The organism is Bradyrhizobium sp. (assembly GCF_035935975.1).
Classification (GTDB): Bacteria; Pseudomonadota; Alphaproteobacteria; order Rhizobiales; family Xanthobacteraceae; genus Bradyrhizobium.
In genome coordinates this window covers 1-18,911 of the sequence record NZ_DASYWN010000039.1, presented here as the reverse complement: position 1 = coordinate 18,911, position 18,911 = coordinate 1, and the positions used below count along the sequence as shown (strand labels likewise).

General features: G+C 64.9%; 20 protein-coding genes and 1 tRNA gene. 10 read left to right on the top strand and 11 right to left on the bottom strand.

The features are described from left to right. The first annotated feature begins 40 nt into the window (after nucleotides 1-40). The 7 genes from VGR99_RS21980 to VGR99_RS21950 all read left to right on the top strand — a co-directional run bounded on the left by VGR99_RS21980 (nucleotide 41) and on the right by VGR99_RS21950 (nucleotide 8,084). Nucleotides 41-805, top strand: coding sequence for an ABC transporter ATP-binding protein (locus tag VGR99_RS21980; RefSeq protein ID WP_326901271.1), 765 nt, complete (start codon nucleotides 41-43; stop codon nucleotides 803-805). Continuing rightward, nucleotides 802-1,524, top strand: coding sequence for an ABC transporter ATP-binding protein (locus tag VGR99_RS21975; RefSeq protein ID WP_326901270.1), 723 nt, complete (start codon nucleotides 802-804; stop codon nucleotides 1,522-1,524). Before VGR99_RS21980 ends, VGR99_RS21975 begins: the two co-directional genes overlap by 4 nt. Further along, on the top strand, nucleotides 1,521-2,531 hold the full coding sequence (locus tag VGR99_RS21970) for a branched-chain amino acid ABC transporter permease (protein WP_326901269.1): 1,011 nt from the start codon (nucleotides 1,521-1,523) through the stop codon (nucleotides 2,529-2,531). Before VGR99_RS21975 ends, VGR99_RS21970 begins: the two co-directional genes overlap by 4 nt. Then, the gene (locus tag VGR99_RS21965; RefSeq protein WP_326901268.1) at nucleotides 2,528-3,613 is read left to right on the top strand and encodes a branched-chain amino acid ABC transporter permease; all 1,086 of its coding nucleotides are present in this window, start codon (nucleotides 2,528-2,530) and stop codon (nucleotides 3,611-3,613) included. Before VGR99_RS21970 ends, VGR99_RS21965 begins: the two co-directional genes overlap by 4 nt. A 174-nt stretch (nucleotides 3,614-3,787) precedes the next feature. Further along, entirely contained in the window at nucleotides 3,788-6,898 is a 3,111-nt protein-coding gene (locus VGR99_RS21960; protein ID WP_326901267.1) for an EAL domain-containing protein, read from the top strand. A 1-nt stretch (nucleotide 6,899) separates the two neighbouring features. Continuing rightward, the gene (locus VGR99_RS21955) at nucleotides 6,900-7,949 is read left to right on the top strand and encodes a diguanylate cyclase (RefSeq protein ID WP_326901266.1); all 1,050 of its coding nucleotides are present in this window, start codon (nucleotides 6,900-6,902) and stop codon (nucleotides 7,947-7,949) included. A gap of 58 nt (nucleotides 7,950-8,007) precedes the next feature. Then, a tRNA-Arg gene (locus VGR99_RS21950) sits at nucleotides 8,008-8,084 on the top strand. Between the two features lie 26 nt (nucleotides 8,085-8,110). Here VGR99_RS21950 and VGR99_RS21945 read toward each other — a convergent pair. Next, nucleotides 8,111-8,320, bottom strand: a complete 210-nt coding sequence (locus VGR99_RS21945) for a hypothetical protein (protein ID WP_326901265.1) — start codon at nucleotides 8,318-8,320, stop codon at nucleotides 8,111-8,113. A 94-nt stretch (nucleotides 8,321-8,414) separates the two neighbouring features. Further along, nucleotides 8,415-8,858 carry a TspO/MBR family protein gene (locus tag VGR99_RS21940; RefSeq protein WP_326901264.1) on the bottom strand — a complete coding sequence of 148 codons (444 nt, stop codon included), beginning with the start codon at nucleotides 8,856-8,858 and terminating at the stop codon, nucleotides 8,415-8,417. A gap of 43 nt (nucleotides 8,859-8,901) precedes the next feature. On the opposite strand from VGR99_RS21940, the gene dinB reads away from it, so the two are divergent. Beyond that, nucleotides 8,902-10,002 (top strand): DNA polymerase IV, encoded by a 1,101-nt coding sequence (dinB, locus tag VGR99_RS21935; RefSeq protein ID WP_326901263.1) that lies wholly within the window; start codon nucleotides 8,902-8,904, stop codon nucleotides 10,000-10,002. Nucleotides 10,003-10,087: 85 nt separating this feature from the next. On the opposite strand, the gene VGR99_RS21930 is transcribed toward dinB, so the two are convergent. The 3 genes from VGR99_RS21930 to VGR99_RS21920 form a co-directional block, all read right to left on the bottom strand. Then, on the bottom strand, nucleotides 10,088-10,381 hold the full coding sequence (locus VGR99_RS21930; protein WP_326901262.1) for a hypothetical protein: 294 nt from the start codon (nucleotides 10,379-10,381) through the stop codon (nucleotides 10,088-10,090). A gap of 197 nt (nucleotides 10,382-10,578) precedes the next feature. Beyond that, on the bottom strand, nucleotides 10,579-10,872 hold the full coding sequence (locus VGR99_RS21925) for a DUF1330 domain-containing protein (RefSeq protein WP_211395198.1): 294 nt from the start codon (nucleotides 10,870-10,872) through the stop codon (nucleotides 10,579-10,581). A gap of 16 nt (nucleotides 10,873-10,888) precedes the next feature. Then, nucleotides 10,889-11,578, bottom strand: a complete 690-nt coding sequence (locus VGR99_RS21920) for a DNA-3-methyladenine glycosylase I (protein WP_326901261.1) — start codon at nucleotides 11,576-11,578, stop codon at nucleotides 10,889-10,891. Nucleotides 11,579-11,789: 211 nt separating this feature from the next. Between VGR99_RS21920 and VGR99_RS21915 the strand changes: the two genes are divergently transcribed. Beyond that, entirely contained in the window at nucleotides 11,790-12,617 is an 828-nt protein-coding gene (locus VGR99_RS21915) for a metallophosphoesterase family protein (protein WP_326901260.1), read from the top strand. On the opposite strand, the gene VGR99_RS21910 is transcribed toward VGR99_RS21915, so the two are convergent. From VGR99_RS21910 to VGR99_RS21885, 6 genes are all read right to left on the bottom strand, one after another. Further along, nucleotides 12,556-13,041, bottom strand: a complete 486-nt coding sequence (locus tag VGR99_RS21910; RefSeq protein ID WP_326901259.1) for a cyclic nucleotide-binding domain-containing protein — start codon at nucleotides 13,039-13,041, stop codon at nucleotides 12,556-12,558. The two genes, VGR99_RS21915 and VGR99_RS21910, sit on opposite strands and share 62 nt — an antisense overlap. An 84-nt stretch (nucleotides 13,042-13,125) precedes the next feature. After that, entirely contained in the window at nucleotides 13,126-13,659 is a 534-nt protein-coding gene (locus VGR99_RS21905; RefSeq protein WP_326901258.1) for a GNAT family N-acetyltransferase, read from the bottom strand. A 169-nt stretch (nucleotides 13,660-13,828) separates the two neighbouring features. Beyond that, entirely contained in the window at nucleotides 13,829-15,355 is a 1,527-nt protein-coding gene (gene bchE / locus VGR99_RS21900) for a magnesium-protoporphyrin IX monomethyl ester anaerobic oxidative cyclase (protein WP_326901257.1), read from the bottom strand. A 133-nt stretch (nucleotides 15,356-15,488) separates the two neighbouring features. Then, the gene (locus VGR99_RS21895; protein WP_326901256.1) at nucleotides 15,489-16,226 is read right to left on the bottom strand and encodes a di-trans,poly-cis-decaprenylcistransferase; all 738 of its coding nucleotides are present in this window, start codon (nucleotides 16,224-16,226) and stop codon (nucleotides 15,489-15,491) included. Nucleotides 16,227-16,255: 29 nt separating this feature from the next. Further along, nucleotides 16,256-16,630 (bottom strand): winged helix-turn-helix domain-containing protein, encoded by a 375-nt coding sequence (locus VGR99_RS21890; protein ID WP_027542101.1) that lies wholly within the window; start codon nucleotides 16,628-16,630, stop codon nucleotides 16,256-16,258. Continuing rightward, entirely contained in the window at nucleotides 16,617-17,234 is a 618-nt protein-coding gene (locus VGR99_RS21885; RefSeq protein ID WP_326901255.1) for a hypothetical protein, read from the bottom strand. Before VGR99_RS21885 ends, VGR99_RS21890 begins: the two co-directional genes overlap by 14 nt. A gap of 190 nt (nucleotides 17,235-17,424) precedes the next feature. On the opposite strand from VGR99_RS21885, the gene VGR99_RS21880 reads away from it, so the two are divergent. Beyond that, a complete protein-coding gene (locus tag VGR99_RS21880; protein ID WP_326901254.1) occupies nucleotides 17,425-18,669 on the top strand; it encodes a serine protease in 1,245 nt (414 codons plus the stop codon). Nucleotides 18,670-18,911 lie beyond the last annotated feature (242 nt).

Here is an 18,911-nt window from a genome sequence, read left to right as displayed (position 1 = left end):
CCGCGGGGAGAGGCTCCTTCCATTTTCCAGAGTTATCGTGATGGCCCTGACGTTAGAGACCCGCGACCTCACCATCCGCTTCGGCGGCCATGTCGCAGTCAACAACGTCACCTGCAGCTTCCGCCCCGGCGAGCTCACCGCCATCGTCGGGCCGAACGGCGCCGGCAAGACCACCTATTTCAACCTGATCTCGGGCCAGCTCCGCGCTTCCAGCGGCAGCATCCTGTTCGACGGCACCGACATCACCCAGCACTCCGCGCCGCTGCGGACCCGTGCGGGTCTCGGACGCGCGTTCCAGCTGACAAATCTCTTCCCGAATCTGACGGTCGAAGAGAACGTCCGCCTCGCCGTGCAGGCAGCGAACGGCACCCATTACGATATGCTGCGCCCCTGGATGGTGCGCCGCGATTTGATCGCGCGCGCAGATGCCATCCTCGACCAGGTCGCACTCGGCAATCGCCGCGGCGTCGCCGCGACCGCGCTGTCGCACGGCGACCAGCGCAAGCTCGAGGTCGCGCTGATGATCGCGCTGGAGCCGAAGGTTTTCATGTTCGACGAGCCGACCGCCGGCATGAGCATCGACGAGGTGCCTGTCGTGCTGAACCTGATTGCACAGCTCAAGCAGGACAAGAGCAAGATCATCCTGCTCGTCGAGCACAAGATGGACGTGGTGCGCTCGCTCGCCGACCGCATCATCGTGCTGCATAACGGCCAGCTCGTCGCCGACGGCCCGCCGGCCGAGGTGATCGCCTCGCCGATCGTGCAGGAAGCCTATCTCGGCGTCGCCCCGAAGAGTGCCGCATGACCGAGCTGCTCAAACTCTCCGGCGTGCACACCCATATCGGGCGCTATCACATTCTCCAGGGCATCGACCTCGCCGTCCCGCAGGGACAGGTCACGATGCTGCTCGGCCGCAACGGCGCCGGCAAGACCACGACGCTGCGCACCATCATGGGCCTGTGGCAGGCTTCATCAGGCGAGATCACGCTTGGCGGCGAGCGCATCGAGAGCCGCGCCACGCCGGATATCGCCCGGCTCGGCGTAGGCTATGTGCCGGAGAGCATGGCGGTGTTCTCCGATCTCACGGTGAAGGAGAACCTCGTCCTCGCCGCGCGCGATGCGCCGATGGACGACAAGCAACTGGAATGGATCTTTGGCTTCTTCCCGGCGCTGCGCCGGTTCTGGCTGTCGCGCGCCGGAAGCCTCTCCGGCGGACAGAAGCAGATGCTGTCGATCGCGCGCGCCATCATCGAGCCGCGCAAGCTGCTGCTGATCGACGAGCCGACCAAGGGCCTGGCACCCGCGATCGTCATGGCGCTGATCGAGTGCCTGAAGGAGATCAAGCGCAAGGGCGCGACCATTCTCCTCGTTGAGCAGAATTTCTTTGCCGCCCGCGAGCTCGGCGACAACGTGCTGGTGATGGACAACGGCACCATCGTCCATCGCGGCGAGATGGCGGCGCTCGCCGCCGACGTGCCGCTGCAGGAGCGGCTGCTCGGCCTGAGCCTGGAGGCGCATCAGTGACTGAAATCGCCGCAACCGATCCGCTGCCGAAGCCGAAGCGCGACATCGCGCCGATCCTGCTGCCGATCGCGCTCGCGCTGCTCATGATCCCGCTGGTCGGCTCGCCGAGCACCTGGCTGACCTTGACCGCGGCGAGCCTCGCCATGGGCATGATGATCTTCATCATGGCCTCCGGGCTGACGCTGGTGTTCGGCCTGATGGACGTGCTCAATTTCGGCCACGGCGCCTTCATCGCCGTCGGCGCCTATGTCGCAACCCTGGTGCTGGCGCCGTTCGCGGCGTCGATCCAGGCCGACTCGCTCTGGGTGAATCTTGCGGTGCTGGCGCCGGCCGCGCTGCTCTCGATGGCGGTCTCCGGCGCGCTCGGCCTGATCGTCGAGCGCGTGCTGATCCTCCCGGTCTACGGCCAGCATCTGAAGCAGATCCTGATGACGACCGGCGGCCTGATCGTCGCCGAGCAGACGCTCTATGCGCTGTGGGGACCGCAGATCATCCCGATGCCGCTGCCGACCTCGCTGCGAGGCTCCTTCATCCTCGGCGACGTCGCGATCGCCAAATACCGCGTGCTGGCGATGCTGATCGGCCTTGCCGTCTTCATCGCGATCCAGCTCGTGCTCAACCGCACCAAGCTCGGACTGCTGATCCGCGCCGGCGTCGAGAACCGCGAGATGGTCGAGGCGCTCGGCTATCGCATCCGCCGCCTGTTCCTCGGCGTGTTCATGACGGGCTCGGCGCTGGCCGGCCTCGGCGGGGTGATGTGGGCGCTCTATCGCGAGCAGGTCCACGCCTCCATGAGCGACGAGCTCACCGTCTTGATATTCGTCGTCGTCATCATCGGCGGACTCGGGTCGATCGGCGGCTGCTTCATCGGCGCGATCCTGGTGGCGATGGTCGCCAATTACGGCGGCTTCCTGGTGCCGAAACTCGCCCTCGTTTCCAACATCCTGCTGATGGTCGCCATTCTGATGTGGCGGCCGCGCGGCCTCTATGCGGTGACCAGCCGATGATGATCCTCTCGGGCGATCCGCCGCGCAGCCGCGTCCTCACGCTTCTCCTCGTCGTCATCGTCCTGGCGCTGGCGGCGACGCCGTTCCTGTTTCCGGGCGCCAAGGCACTGAACGTCGCGGCCAAGATCTGCGTCTTCGCCGCGCTGGTCGCCTCCTACGATCTGCTGCTCGGCTATACCGGCTCGGTGTCGTTCGCCCATACCATGTTCTACGGCATCGGCAGCTACGCGATCGCGATCGCGCTGTACGGCATGGGGCCGAACTGGGCCGCGGTCGCAACCGGCATCGTCGTCGGGCTGCCGCTCGCAGCGCTGCTCGCGCTCGCGATCGGCCTGTTCTCGCTGCGCGTGGCCGCAATCTTCTTTGCCATGATCACGCTCGCGGTCGCCTCCGCCTTCCAGGTGCTGGCCTCGCAACTCTCCTGGCTGACTGGCGGCGAGGACGGCCGCAGCTTCCAGCTTCCCGAGCTGCTGCGCCCCGGCACGGTGCTGATCTCCAAAAACCTGTTCGGCTTCGAGATCAACGGCCGTATCCTGACCTTCTACCTGGTGTTCGCGATCTCGGCCCTGATGATCCTCGCGCTGCTGCGCGTGGTGAACTCGCCGTTCGGCCGCGTGTTGCAGGCGATCCGCGAGAACCGCTTTCGCGCCGAGGCGCTCGGCTTCCGCACCGTCTTCCACCTCACCTACGCCAATTGCCTCGCCGCGCTCGTCGCCGCCAGCGCCGGCATCCTGAATGCGCTGTGGCTGCGCTATGCCGGCCCCGACACCTCGCTCAGCTTCTCGATCATGCTGGACATTCTGCTGATGGTCGTAATCGGCGGCATGGGCACGATCTACGGTGCGATCATCGGCGCCACCATCTTCATTCTCGCCCAGAACTATCTCCAGTCGCTGATGGGCGTCGCCTCCAAGGCGGCGTCGGAAGCCGGCCTGCCGCTGCTGCCGGGTCTCCTGCATCCCGATCGGTGGCTGCTGTGGCTCGGCCTGCTGTTCATCGCCAGCGTCTATTTCTTTCCGACCGGCGTGGTTGGACGGCTGCGCAGTGGCGGCGGCGACAAGAGCGCGGGCGCCTCGCATTAAGCACCGGTTCATGATGCAGCGCAGCGGTTATCGCGCGCATCCAACAACCGCGGCGTGATTCCCGCATCGCTAGGCCCAAGCCGGATCGCGCAACCGCATTAATGCTTAGGTAACTGGTTTTCCTAAGGTTTGCGCCATTTGTGCGGTGTATTTCTGTCCCTCCAGGGAGTGGGAATGCGCCAGGTCTTTGCAGGGATCGCAGCCGGAATGTCCCTAGCCGCGAAAGCTGGCTGGGAGGCCGCGACGCGGCGCGGACCCGTGCTGTGGCTGACCCTGTGCGGCATCTTGCTGGTTGCGGGCATCTTTGCCGTGACCGCCATGGCCGTCGGCGAATTTCGCGAGCGCACCCTGTCCAATCGCGAGCGTGAGCTCGAGAACACCGTGCAGCTGATTGCGCGGCATTTCGACCAGCAGTTCCAGGATTCAGACGTCGTCGCCGCCGATGTGATCGGACAGATGAACCTGCCGGAGATCCGTTCGGCCGCGATGTTCCGCGAGCGCATGTCGGGGCCGGCGGCCAACGAGATGCTGCGGGGCAAGATCAGCGCCGTCTCCTATCTCGGCGACATCGTGATCTACGATGCCGATGGAGAGATCATCAACTGGTCGCGGTCCCAGCCGCTGCCGAAGATCAACGTCGCCGCGCGCGCCTATTTCCAGACCTTTAAGTCGGATCCGATGGCCGAGCCGGTGCAGCTCGAATCCGTGCGCAGCTATCTGATCGGCAAATGGACCACGATCGTGGCGCGGCGGCTGAGCCTGCCGGACGGCACCTTCGTCGGCGCGATGGTTCGCCGGATCGATCCGGACAGCTACCAGAATTATTTCGCATCCGTGGCGCTCGCCGAGGGCACCGCAATTTCGCTGTTCGACCGCGACGGCAAGATGCTGGCGCGCTACCCGCATGTCGAAGCCATGATCGGCACCAGCTACAAGAACGCGCCGTTGATGAGCAAGGTGCTGGCCAAAGGCGGCCAGCACACGCTTCGCGTCACGAGCCCCGTCGACGGCGAGGAGCGGCTCGGCTCGGCCGCATCGTTGAACCATTTCCCGCTGGTCATCGTCGCGACCAGCACCATGAGCGCCGCGCTTGCGGACTGGCGGCAGCAGACCGGCTTCATGGTCACCACCGCCGCACTTTCGGCGACCGTGATCGCGGTGATCCTCTACCTGATCATTCGCCAGATCAACCGGCAGAACCGCGAGGCCCAGGCGCGGATCGAGGCGGAGCGGCAGCGGCTCGACACCGCCTTGAACAACATGTCGCAAGGGCTGATCCTGTACGATGCCGCCGGTTACATCGTCACCTGCAACCGCCGCTACGCCGACATGTTCGGCCTCTCCCACGACGTCATCAAGCCCGGCTGCCACATCCGCCAGGCCATGCAGCATCGCAAGGAGCGTGGCGCGTTCGAAGGCGACGTCGAGGCGTTCTGCGACGATGTGATGCGGGTGGTCGCCGAAGGCGCGGTCTCCACCAGGATCCACGAGATGCCCAACGGCCGCGCCTTCCAGGTCATCAACACGCCGCTGGCGCAGGGCGGCTGGGTCGCGACGATCGAGGAGATCACCGAGCGGCGCAATCTGGAGCAGGAGCGCGACCGCAACTACATGTTCCTGCGCGAGATCATCGATCACATCCCCTCCCAGATCACGGTGAAGGACGCCGCCACGCGGCAATATCTGCTGGTCAACCGGACCGCCGAGGAGCAATTCGGCCAGTCCGGCGAAGCGATCGTCGGCAAGACCCCGTTCGACCTCTACCCGGCTGACATGGCCAGGCTCGTCACCGAGGACGACAGCAAGTCGCTGCAGGCCGCCGAAGGAATGTTCAAGGACGAGCATGCCTGGCAAAGCCAGACCAAGGGACCGCGCTTCATCACCTCGACCCGGATCGGCATCCGCGACAAGTCCGGCGAGCCGCGCTACCTCATCAGTGTCGTCGAGGACGTCACCGAGCGGCGGAGCGCCCACGAGAAGATCGCGCATATGGCGCATTACGATGCGCTGACCGACCTGCCGAACCGCACGCTGTTCCGCGAGCAGATCGAACGCGAACTGGAGAAGGCCGCAGGCGGCGAGCAGTTCGCACTGCTCTATATCGACGTCGACGAATTCAAGGGCATCAACGACTCGCTCGGCCATCACGTCGGCGACGAGCTGCTCAAGGCGATCGCGACCCGCCTGCGCGGCTGCCTGAAGAAGGGCGATTTGATCGCCCGGCTCGGCGGCGACGAATTCGCGGTGATCCAGACCGCGATCCGATCCTCCTCCGACGTGCTGTCCTTCGTGACGCGGATCTACGAGGCGATCCGCCAGCCCTATCACTGTCTCGGCCACCAGCTCTCCACCGATGCGAGCATCGGCATCGCGCTGGCGCCGCAGGACGGCAGCGATCTCGACCAGCTCATCAAGAATGCCGACCTCGCGATGTACGGCGCCAAGGCTTCGGGACGCCGCACCCACCGCTTCTTCGAGCCGGAGATGGATGCGAGCGCCAAGGCGCGCCTAAGCCTGGAGCAGGATCTGCGCCAGGCCATGGTGAATGGCGGCTTCGAAATCCACTACCAGCCGCTGGTCGATCTGCGCACCAATGCGGTCTCGGGCTGCGAGGCGCTGCTGCGCTGGCGTCATCCCGAACGCGGCATGGTGTCGCCGGCGGAGTTCATTCCGATCGCCGAGGATACCGGCCTGATCAACGAGCTCGGCGACTGGGTGCTGCGCACCGCCTGCAACGAGGCCGCGACCTGGCCGGCGCATGTGCGCGTCGCGGTCAACGTGTCGCCGGTCCAGCTCAAATGCGACACGCTGGCGCTGCGGATCGCCGGTGCGCTCGCCGCCTCCGGGCTCGACCCGCGCCGGCTCGAGCTCGAGATCACCGAGGCCGTGCTGATCCGCGACGACGAGGCGGCGCTCTCGATCCTGCACCAGCTCCGCGCGATCGGCGTGCGCATCGCGCTCGATGATTTCGGCACCGGCTATTCCTCGCTGAGCTATCTGAAGCGCTTCCCGTTCGACAAGATCAAGATCGACCGCTGCTTCGTCGCCGACATCGCCGAGACCAGCGGCGCGCCCGTCATCGTGCAGGCCGTGGTGAACATCGCCGCCGCCAGCAGCATGACCACGGTCGCCGAGGGCGTCGAGACCGAGGCGCAGCGCGAGATGCTGCGCACGCTCGGCTGTACGGAGATGCAGGGCTATCTGTTCAGCAAGCCGAAGCCGGCGGCCGAGGTGCGCGGGCTGTTCGGTCCGGGAGACGCCGCACCCGTGGCGGCGGTGGCCTGAGATGGCGAAGCCAACGAAATCGTCGGCCAGGACGGTCGACGTCGCAGACTCCTATGCGGTGCGGCTGATGCAGCATCTGGTCGTCCCGACCTTCGTGATCGACCCCAGGCGCCGCGTCGTGATCTGGAATCGCGCGTGCGAACGCCTGACCGGCGTGGCGGCCTCCGAGGTGATCGGAACCACAAAACACTGGCAGGCCTTCTACGAGACCAGACGCCCGTGCCTTGCGGATATTGTCGCGCTCGACCGCCCGGAGCAATTGCCGGAATATTATTCGGAATATGCCGCGCGCGGCCATAACGGTCTCGGCTTTTCCGCGGAGAACTGGTGCGTGATGCCGAAGCTCGGCAACCAGCTCTATCTCGCCATCGACGCCGGCCCGATCCACGACGAGGCCGGCCATCTGATCGCCGTGGTCGAGACGCTGCGCGATCTCACCGACCAGAAGCGCGCCGAGATGGCGCTGAAGGAGCTCGCCACCAAGGACGGGCTGACGGGCCTGTCGAACCGCCGATCCTTCGACCAGATGCTGCTGACCGAATGGGCCCGCGCCCAGCGGACGCAGAAGCCGATGGCGCTGCTGTTCGTCGACGTCGATCATTTCAAGCTGTTCAACGACCGGCACGGCCACCAGACCGGCGACGAGTGCCTGCGCGCGGTCGCCGGCGTCGTCAGCCGCCACGCCGTGCGCCCGCTCGACCTCGCCAGCCGCTATGGCGGCGAGGAATTCGCGCTGATCCTGCCGGAGATGAACTGCGATGACGCCTGCGCCGTCGCCGAGGAGATCCGCACCGCCGTCATGTCCTTGCGGGTCGCCCATGGCGCCGAGGGCGCCGGCCACCACGTCACGCTCAGCGTCGGCGTCGCCAGCCATATCCCCACTGAGGCCGACGGCAATCCCGACCGGCTGCTGGGCGCCGCCGACGAAGCGCTCTATGCGGCAAAGCGGCTCGGCCGCAACCGCGTCATTTGCGCCGAACGGGTGCTGGCGGAGTTCGCCGACCTCGGCCGGGAGCCGGTTCCTGGCCGCATGGCCCGCAAATCGGCCTAGAAACTCCCGGCGAGAAGCGGTTGCCCGCCTCCCGCCAATCGGCTAAATGAACCTCACTGCACCCGTAGCTCAGCTGGATAGAGCGTTGCCCTCCGAAGGCAAAGGTCACACGTTCGAATCGTGTCGGGTGCGCCACTTCCCGGCCGTTGGCACAGCCCCACTCACGTCAGCATCGAGATGATCGCCTGGATCTGGTCGGAGGCGGATGACACCAGACCGTCGTAGGACGTCTGGCCGTGCGCGGCGGCGTGGAGGATGTATTCGGCGACTGCCGCTTTCAGGCCGAACACCGACTGATGGGCCGGCACGCTCGCCATCACGGTCTCGAGTGCCTGGCGCATGGTCTGAATGAGTTCGGAGCTGTATTGCATAGACTGTTCTCCCCACGCTGATATGGGATCGCATACCTAGGCTTGCCACTCACAAGCCCGAGATCGTTCTTTGATAAACTCCAGACTGAACGCCTCAATTCAAACGCCAGATGGCCGCATTGAGCACGCCGGCAAACGCGACCCAGGCTGCGTAAGGCACGAACAACGCGGCGGCCAGCCTGTCGCGTGATGCCTCGAGACCGATGTAGGTCACGATCGCGACGAACAGGGCGATCAGGATGACGAGCGCGGCTCCGATCTGGTGCAGCGTGAACATCACCGGAGACCAGGCGAAGTTGAGCGCCAGTTGCGTAGCCCAGACCAGCATCGCCTTGCCCGACGGTTCACGCGCAAACGTCCGCGCGCCCGCCACCGCAATCATGATGTAGAGGATGGTCCAGGCCACCGGAAAAGCCCAGTTCGGCGGCACGAAACCCGGCTTGGCAAGGCCGGCATACCAGTCTCCAGGGAGATTAGTCGCGCCGATCAGCCAGCCGATGCCGACCACGGCGACGACGAAGACCAGCACTCTAACCATCCATCACCTCGCACTTCCCTTGACAGGATTGTATCATCTTTCCATGAGCGAATCCGACACGGCGACGGGCGAGGCCTCGCCCGTCCGCAAGATCATCCATATCGACATGGATGCCTTCTATGCGTCGGTGGAACAGCGCGACAATCCCGAGCTGCGCGGAAAACCGGTCGCCGTCGGAGGCTCCGCGGAACGCGGCGTCGTCGCGGCCGCGAGCTACGAGGCGCGCAAGTTCGGCGTTCGCTCCGCGATGCCGTCGGTGACGGCGAAGCGACAATGTCCCGATCTGATCTTCGTCAAGCCGCGCTTCGAAACCTACAAGGCGATCTCCAGGCAGATCCGCGAGATCTTCGCCGAGCACACACCGATCATCGAGCCGCTGTCGCTGGATGAAGCCTATCTCGATGTGACGGAGAACCTGCAGGGCATTCCGCTGGCGCGCGACGTCGCCTTGCGGATCCGCGAGAAGATCAAGGCGGAGACCGGCCTCAACGCCTCGGCGGGCATCTCCTACAACAAGTTTCTGGCAAAGCTCGCCTCCGATCATCGCAAGCCGAACGGCCAGTTCGTGATCTCGCCGGAAATGGGACCTGGCTTCGTCGAGACGTTGCCCGTCGGCAAGTTCCACGGGATCGGCCCGGCGACGGCTGCGAAGATGAACGCGCTCGGCCTGTTCACTGGTCTGGACATCCGCAACCAGGCGCTGGAGTTCATGAACGCAAATTTCGGCAAGTCCGGCGCGTATTACTACTGGATATCGCGCGGCGTCGACGAACGGCCGGTCCGCGCCAACCGGATCCGCAAATCCATCGGTGCGGAGACCACGTTCTCGACCGATCTCGACGCATTCGATGCGCTGGCCGCCGAGCTCAAGCCGCTCGTCGACAAGGTCTGGCGCCATTGCGAGACGACCGGCAACCGCGGCCGCACCGTCACCCTCAAGATCAAGTTCGCCGACTTCGAGATCATCACGCGCAGCAGGTCCGTCACAGCGACGGTTGCAGGCCGGGACGAATTGGAACGACTGGCCTGCGGCCTGCTCGAAGTCGAGATGCCGCTGCCCAAGCGCGTCAGGCTCTTGGGAGTGTCGCTGTCCGCGCTGCAGATCGGAGACGATGCGGAGCCGCAGCTGACGTTCGGCATTTGAACGGGGCCTGAGCCGCGGCGCGCACCGAGGAGAGCTATCGGTGACGGGGTTTCAAACCCGCCACCGCTGCGAATCGATGCGCCCCTCAATGTCTCACATGCTCGAACACCACGATCACGCCGGTCGGCTCGGGCTCGTGCGCCATCAGGCGGGTCAGATCGGCATCGCTCCAGTCGGCGAGGCTGACGACCTCGCCGCTCTGGCGATCCACCCCGACCGACGGGGTTGGCTCGAGGACCTTGAGGCCCATCTCGTCGACGAAGAAGGTATGCTCGCCGAACATGCTGTTGAGCTGCGGCATGGCGGGATGCTCGTCGGGCAGCACCTTGGCGCCGAGCTGGTTGACGGTCTGCTTCACCTGTTCGGTCGTGAGCTTCATGAGCTGCTCCGTTCTGACATGTCGGGGTTTCATTGAGATGAGCCGGGGCGAGCGTTCCCTGCGCTTGTGTCGCCTGGCTCAACTCCCGAACGGGTGCTGCGCACAAATGTTCCTGAGAAATTTATATCGTGATCGCGTGTTTCACCCGCCGCACTCACGGCGCGGGATCGCCACACGATGTCCACGATCCGCCTGCGCTAATCGGCAGCTTCGACGATCCTGATGTCGCGATCGGCGCCATCGCCGAGCAGATCGTGGGCGGCCTTGTAGGCCGGGCTTTCATAGGCCGCCTTGGCGCTTGCGACGCTGTCGAACTCGATGAGGACGACGCGTTCCATCTGGCCATGCTCGAAAGCGGCCGCCGGCATGCCACGCGCGAGCACGCGGCCGCCTGCGGCCTCGATGGCCGGACGCGACAGCTTTGCGTAGGCCGCCATGGCGTCGGGATTCTTGATCGCGCGATAGGTGGCAACCCAGTAGGCTTTGGCCATTCTTCTTCTCCTGCTTTTATTGCTCGCTGCGGTTCTCGCCGACCGAGAGCGCGCAGATCCGTGACAGATATGTGTAGGGCAGACCGGTCTCCTCGGCCCAGGCGTTGAACTGGGCCTGCACCTTGGCGAGATCGCCCTTCGACTTGACCTCTTCGGCGATGTCGAGACCGGCATCGCGCAGGCAGGCGACCACGTCCCTGGAGGTGACGAAACCATCCCAACCGACGAAGCGCAGCAGCATCTGGCCGGTGTTGCCGCCGAGCCGACTGCCGCGCTTGGTCAGGAGATCGAGCAGGCCGATTTCGTTGGACGGCGGCCATTTCGCCAGAAACTTGCCGAAGCTGCCGTGCTCCCTGGCGATCTCCTGCACGAAGCCGGCGTTGTCGCGCACCGACATGATCTTGGCGCCGTTGCGCACGATCCGCGCGTCACGCAGCAGGCCTTCCCAATAGTCTTCCGGCTGGAAGCTGAGCTTGGCCGGCTGGAAGCGCAGGAACGCCGCTTCAAAACCGTCCCATTTCGAATCGATCACGCTCCAGGCAAAGCCCGCGCAAAACACCCGCTTCGTCATCTCGGCGAGGATGCGATCGTCGCCGAGTTTCGCGAGGCCCTTCAGGTCGGGCTTGTCGGGCATCAGCTTGTCGAGCGCCTTGGGCCCGCCCTTGCGCTTTTCGGCGCGGGCACGAATGGTCTTGAAGGGGGTCATGCGGTCACCGCGTTGGGACGACTCACGACATCAGAATTCAGCCGCCCGGTCCAGCCCTGCCACAATCCGCGGTCAGGTCCGGCGGACAACGCGCCGCAGCAGGCTCGTCATCATTGGATTGACGAGACGGGGCAACCATGCTGGTCTGCTTCTTGCTTCATGCCGTTTTGGAATTCCCAGACATTTTCAATCTTTCTCTGACGGATTTTCCATGCGCTGCCTGGTCGTGGCCGACCTGCACTACTCGCTGCCGCAGCTCGACTGGCTGGTCAGCGCGGCCCCCAATTTCGATCTCGTGATCTTCGCAGGCGATGCGCTCGACATCGGCTCGATGGTTGATTTTCGCGCGCAGATCGTGGTGGTGAAGAAGTACCTCGCGCTGCTCGCCGCGAAGACGCGCGTGATCCTCTGCTCCGGCAATCACGATCTCGACGAGCGCAGCGCGGAGGGCGAAAAGATTTCGCGCTGGATCTCGGAAGTGCGGGCAACAGGAGTTGCCTGCGACGGCGACAACATCACCCTCGGGGACACGTTGTTCACGATATGCCCGTGGTGGGACGGGCCGCTGGTCAAGCAGCGCATCGTCGATCAGCTGCGCGATGCCGCAGTCAATCGCCCGCAGCGCTGGATCTGGGCGCACCATGCGCCGCCAGCGAACTCGCCGACGAGCTGGGGCGGCAAGCGCTTCTTCGGCGATGTCGAGCTAGTGCAGTGGATCATGCAATATCAGCCGTCGATGGTGATCTCCGGCCATGTGCACCAGTCGCCCTTCATCACGGACGGTTCGTGGTTCGACCGGCTGGGCCAGACCTGGGTGTTCAACGCCGGCCTGCAGCCGGGCCGGCCGCCGACGCATATCGTGCTTGATCTCGATGCGAACCAGGCATTCTGGCTGGCCGCGGGCCAGGCGCAATGGATCGACCTCGCCGCGCCGCTGAAACGGCCCGCAAACTATATCGAGGAGCCGCCGGACTGGCTCAGATCCTTGGATCAGATTGCCGATCCGAGCCTGGCGACACCTCGTGCGGCGGCAGGTTGATCATGCTCTGCAAGACCTCACCGACCATGGCGAGGTGCGTGCCGTGGCCGGCATATTGCCGCTTGAGATCGGCAAGATAGGTGTTGGCGACGTTGAGCCGCTGCGCCAGCATTTTTGCGATCAGCAGCGCCACCTCTGGCGTCTGCTTGAGGACCGCGGCGGCATCCTCGAACTCGTAGACAACCGTGTCGGAGCAGGCCCGCACCGTCGCGGTGTGGGGCACGCCGAGCAGCACGGACATCTCACCTAACACCGCGCCGGGCTCGGCGACGGTGGCGACCACCGTCTCGCCCTTGAGCACCTCGAGCTTGCCCTGCATCAGCACATAAAGATGACCGGAGGGACCGCCTTCGGTCACGAGGTTCGTGCCGGCCGCGATCTGCCGTTCGGTTCCGCCGGTGCAATAATCCAGGACTGCGCGCATCGCCAAGAGCTCCCGTCGATGGGGTGCCCCATCGATGGGATACTAGAGCACGATCCGTGCCACGCGGCAAATCACCGCGCGCTATCACGCCAGGCGCTTTGCGAAGTGGACCGACTGCCAGTCGCCGAGCCCGGTATCGCTGAAGCCGGCTTTCCTCGCCAGGCCGCGCATCTCGGCATTGGTCCGCGCAGTCTCGGCGGCGATCATCGCGTGGCCAAGGCCGGTTGCACGCGTCTCCATCGCCGTCATCATCTGCAGGCCGAGGCCCAGGCGCTGGAACGCATCCGCGACCGAGATGGCAAACTCGCCGTGCCGCGCAGCCGCATCATAGGTGTAATAGGCCTCTGCGATGATGGTACGCTGCCCTTCCTGCCCGAACTCGGCGAGCAGGGTGAAATGACCGGGGCGATCGGTCTTCGCCAAACACTCGGCCGCGACCAATGCGAGGTCGGTGCGCGCGCCCATGAAGCGCTTGTTGCGCGATGTCGTGGACAGGCCGGTGAAATAGATCGACAGGTTCTCGACATCGGATGCACTGGCGGTCCTGATAGAGACCATGCCCCTTGCGTCGGCCAGTTCAACCGGCTCGACGACAGCCTCCGGAAACAGCTCTGACATGCGCGACGCTCTCGGCAGGTTGCGTGGACCGCACACCTAACCGAGACCGTCCGCCGGCGGCTTGGACATCGCCGCCAATCATGCGGCTGAAAACGAACAGCGCGTGTCCCTGTGCCGCACGTCACACACCGGAGAGCGAGCACACCTCCCCTTGAGTTTCGTGCTGCGCTCATGCGGCCTCCCGCGTGCCGACGCGACGCTCGGGCCGCGTTGCCGTCATCGACTGCTCCTCGGCATCCTGCGGCGCGCCCCAGAAATCCCGAACCGTCGGCCCCCATTTCAGGCGGCGTGCGCGAACAAATTCCAGGATCTCGTGCGGCCAGACCCTGCGGCCCATCTGCGTGTACCAGCGCATGGCGTGACGCAGGCCCGCATCGCGCTGAAACAGCACGCGCCAGATCGCCTTGGGGCGGCATTGCAGCACCATCTCGGTGAACTTGAACCAGACCAGCACGCGCCACGGCGCCATGTAGCGCGTGGCGAGCACCTGATGCTTGTAGTCCCAGCGGCGGCGATCGGGCTGGATCACGCGGCGGTCGGCCGCAAGCCGGAAGTAGGGCGTCCAGCGATGCGGCGTCACGTAGAGCAACTGCACCTGATCGGGATCGTAGGCGAGCAGCTGCTTCAGTCCGCGCCAATGATCGCGATCGGTTTCTTCCTCGAACCCGACCACCCAGGTCGCCATCGACAGGATGCCGCGCTGCCGCAGCAGGCGAATAGCCTCGCGGTCGGTCGCTGTCGTGGCACCCTTGCGGATCAGCTCGAGCGTCTTCTCGTCGGTGTTCTCGAGGCCGAGCAGGAAGCGCTGCCATCCCGCCTGCTTGTAGAGATGCAGGATGTCGGCATCGCGCACGATGTCGTCGGCGCGGGTCGAGCCGACCAGGATGAGGTCGACTTTCTCGGCGATCAGCGCCTCGAGGAAGGCGCGCCATGCCTTCTTGGACACGGTCGGATTCTCATCGGCGAAGTTGATGACCTTGACGCCGTGCTCGCGGTGCAGGCGCGCCAGCTCCCCGGCGAAGCGAACGGGATCGCGATGGCGCCAGCGCGTCCAGAAGCCGCGCTGGCCGCAATAATTGCACAGATGCGGACAGCCACGCGAGAACTGCACGACAACGGCGCGCAGGCCGCCCCAATAGGAATAGCGTGCATGATCGATCAGCTCCCAGCCGATGCGATAGGCGTCGAGGTCGGCGATGACAGGCGCCGGCGGCGTCGCGCGCGGGCCGGTGGCGTCACGAAACGCGATACCGCTGATGCCGCCGAGATCGTGACCAAATTCCAGCGCTCGCATCAGGCGCCGCGCGGTCTCCTCGCCCTCGCCGCGCACGATCGCGCTGACATAGGGCTCGTCGCGCAGAACCTCGCGCCAGTGATAGGTCGGGAAGACGCCGCCATAGACGATCAGCACGCGCGGCATTGCCTTCACCAGCGCCTGCGCGATCTCCGCGATCACGGGATGTCCGGAGGTCGAGCCGGAATGGCCGAACAGGACGGCGTCCGGTGCAAAACGATTCGCTTCGCTGAGGATGGCCGCGACCGGCATTGGGCCGAACTCGGCATCGATCAGCCGCACGATGTGACCATCGTCGATCAGCGGACCGCCGATCGCGAGCAGGCCGAGCGGCGGCAGATGATCGTCAGGAATTCGGCTGCCGATCGAGGGATGAGGCACGTTGACGAGAAGAACACGCATGGACTTTCGCTCCCGCTTTGGTTGGCGTGATCGTCCGTCCCGCTTCGATGATGAAGCCCAATCCCCCGACTGAACCTTGAAGATGCATCAAGCACGTCTGCCGCGGAGACCCTTGCTCGTCTCCGCCTCACTCTCACACTCGCGAAAGCGACGGCACCTCCTCCGGCATGATCGCCTGCAAGCCGCCGAAACGTCGCTCGCGGCCGTGGAAAGAGGCGAGCGCCGCGGCGAGATCGCCCGCGTCGAATTCCGGCCACATCCGCTCGGTGAAGTGCAGCTCGGCATAGGCGCCTTCCCAGAGCAGGAAGTCCGACAACCGCTTCTCGCCGGAGGTGCGGATGATGAGATCGACGTCGCGTAAGCCGGCTTCGCCGGTGACGAGTTGCGAGAAGGCTTCGCGCGTCAGGCTCGTCAGTGCAGCCGCCTTCGCCGCGGCGTTGAGGATGGCATCGCGCGCGGAATAGTCGACCGCGATGCGCAAATGAAGCGTGCTGCCATGGGCCGTCGCCGCTTCGGCGCGCATAATCGCGTTGGCGATGCCGTCAGGCAGGCGATCGCGGCGGCCGATCACGGTGAGGCGCACGCCGTTCCTGACGAGGCTCTGCACCTCGTTGGCGAGATAGAAGCGCAGCAGCGTCATCAACGCGCCGACCTCGGCCTTGGGCCGGCGCCAATTGTCGGTCGAGAAGGCATAGAGCGTCAGCGTGCCGATGCCCTGCTTGGGCGCAGCTTCGACGATGCGGCGGATGGTCTCGACGCCGGCCTCGTGGCCGCGCACACGCGACAGGCCGCGCCGCGTCGCCCATCGGCCGTTGCCGTCCATGATGATGCCGACGTGAAGCTTCTCGCTGGAGGTCTTTTCACTTTGCATTGCAAAGTCTCCGGTCAAAAGGGGGAGGATCAGGTCGAGACGATACCGAGGCGGCCGAGCGGCGGCGCCTCTCGGCCGGCGGCCTTGGCGGCGTCGCGCACCAGGCGTTCGAGCACGGCGAGATAATCGAGGAAGCGGCGGCGGCCGGCCTTGGTGAGGCGGCAGGTCGTGTGCGGGCGATTTCCCTCATAGCCCTTGGTCACTTCGACCAGCCCGGCCTCCTGCAGCACGGCGAGATGCCGGCTCAGATTGCCGTCGGTGAGGCCGCAGAGCTGCTTGAGATCGGCGAAGGCCAGCCCCTTCGGGTGAGCCATCAGCGAAGTCAGAAGCCCGAGCCTCGCCTTCTCGTGGATGACGCGGTCGAGCCCTTCATATGAGAACGGCGCGCTGTCAGTCTTCGACATCATTATCTCCTGACGCGAAATAAAGAATGGCCGCCATCACCGACTGCCCGATCACGAAGGGCAGCCCCATGGTCCATGGCGATAGCGTGTGGGTCCGGCTCGCGAGCAGCACGACCGCGAAGCCGGAAACGAAATACCAGGCGCCCGCAAGCGCGACGGTACGCGGCAGCGAACGGACCGAGGCGAAGATGCCGAGCGACACCAGGATCTGCCACAGGCCCGGCAACAGCCACAGCGTCTCGCTCGCGAACTTCCACATCACGACCGCGAGCAGTACACCGGCGACGCCTGCGGGGAGGAATTGCTCGACCGCCTGGTGGATCATGGCATCCGCAAGACCGGAATGATGGCGGCGCGACCGCGCCCGCATTTCGATGCCGATCATCAGGCCGGAGAGTACGGCGGCCAGGAGCCAACCCAGGAAGAAGCCGAGCGGATCGCCGGTCGGATCGCCGAGCAGCCAGAATTGCAGGATTGCGGTGAGCAGCGCGACCGCGCCGGTTGCGGCCATGGTCGCCGGGCCGTAGCCGCGGAACGCTGTGCCGGCCGCGATCTGGCTGCGGATCGCCACGATATCGGCCAGCGCCTTGTCGAGATCGCGCATCGGCAACGCCAAAACCCCGCTCCACCCGGAATGTCCGAGCCTACTTTGTATTGCAAAGTATATAGCAATGCAAAGTAAAGGCAAGCCCGATGTGACCGCAAAGGGGATTGGAGCGGCCTGAACAACTGCCGGTTGCGTCGCACCTCTCTCAATGGATAAGATGAGATCAAAAGCGTTCCTGGGGGAAAGTATGTGGCTTAAGTCATTTGTCGTCGCGGCTCTGTTGCAGGTCAGTGTCGCCGGAATAGCGCATGCGAAGGGTCCGTTCGGCAGTGTCAATGTCGGCAACTGGATCGGCGGGGCCTTCAGCAATGACGAGACGGGCGCCTTCTCGCATTGCGCGGCGACCACGCCTTATGCGAACGGCGTCATCCTCGTCGTGAGCCAGAATGCCGCCGGCACATGGTCGCTCGCCTTTGCGAGCCCCAGCTATCGCTTCAACAAGGACGAGAACGCCGCAATCGACGTGACCTTTGACGGGCGGGAGCAAGCCAGGCTGTACGCCACGGCGTACCAGTCGAACATGCTCACGGCCGTCATGCCGGTCAATGCTGTGCGTGCGTTCCAGAAGGCGAGCCTGATGGTGGCGACGGCCGGCCGCGCCGTTCTGAATTTCGATCTGACCTCGACCGGGCCGCTGATCGCCGCGTTGGCCAATTGCGTGACCAAGGTGAAAGCCGACGGGCTCGACAAGGCCGGCGACTTCACCAAGATCGCCGCCAAGCCGCAGCCCGCGCCGGACAAGCAGGCGCCGCCGGCCGGCAGCAAAGCTGTCCAGACCAAAAACGGCACCGGCTTTGTCGTGAGCGCCAGCGGACACATCGTCACCAACAATCACGTGATCAATGGCTGCGTGGGCGACATCAAGGGCAACCTCACCGGTGAAGCCGCGATGGTGTTGCGCGTCGTGTCGAGCGACGCAATCAATGATCTCGCCCTGTTACAGGCGCCTTCGACCGCAACCTTCAAGGAGTTTGTCCGGATCCGTGACCGCTCCATCCGTTCCGGCGATTCCGTCGTCGCGATCGGCTTTCCCTATCACGGGATGCTGACCTCGGACTTCACCGTGACGACAGGCATCGTGAGCTCGCTCAGCGGCATACGCAACGATTCTCGCTTCCTGCAAATCAGTGCGCCCGTGCAGCCCGGCAACAGCGGAGGCCCGCTGTTCGATACGACTGGTCAGGTCGTCGGGGTCGTCACCAGAAAACTCGATGGGTTGCGACTCGCCGTAACAACCGGCAGCATCCCTGAAAATATCAACTTCGCGATCAAGACCGGCGCACTGCGCGACTTCCTCGACAATTCCGTGGTGCCTTACCAGACCGCCGAACCGAAAGGCGAGCTCAAGACCACCGACATCGCCGGCAACGCCCGCGCCTACACGATGCTGATCTCGTGCAATGCCATGGAGCAGGTCGAGGCGAAGCGGTAGAGTGAGGTTCAACTGCTAAACCCGTCATCCTTCGAAGGCCGCTGACGAAGCGGCCACCTCAGGGTGACGGTGACGGCCGGATTTCGCCGCGGTATCTGCTTCGTAGATGGGGTAACGGGCCCCCCCGGGGCCTTCCAGCGAAGCCGCGCTAGCTACGGCGCTGTTTGGTGGCGCGCGTCGCGCGGCTTGACTGGAAGGTTGGCGGTCGTCCCTCACATTGATGGTGTAACGGAGTCGAGGCT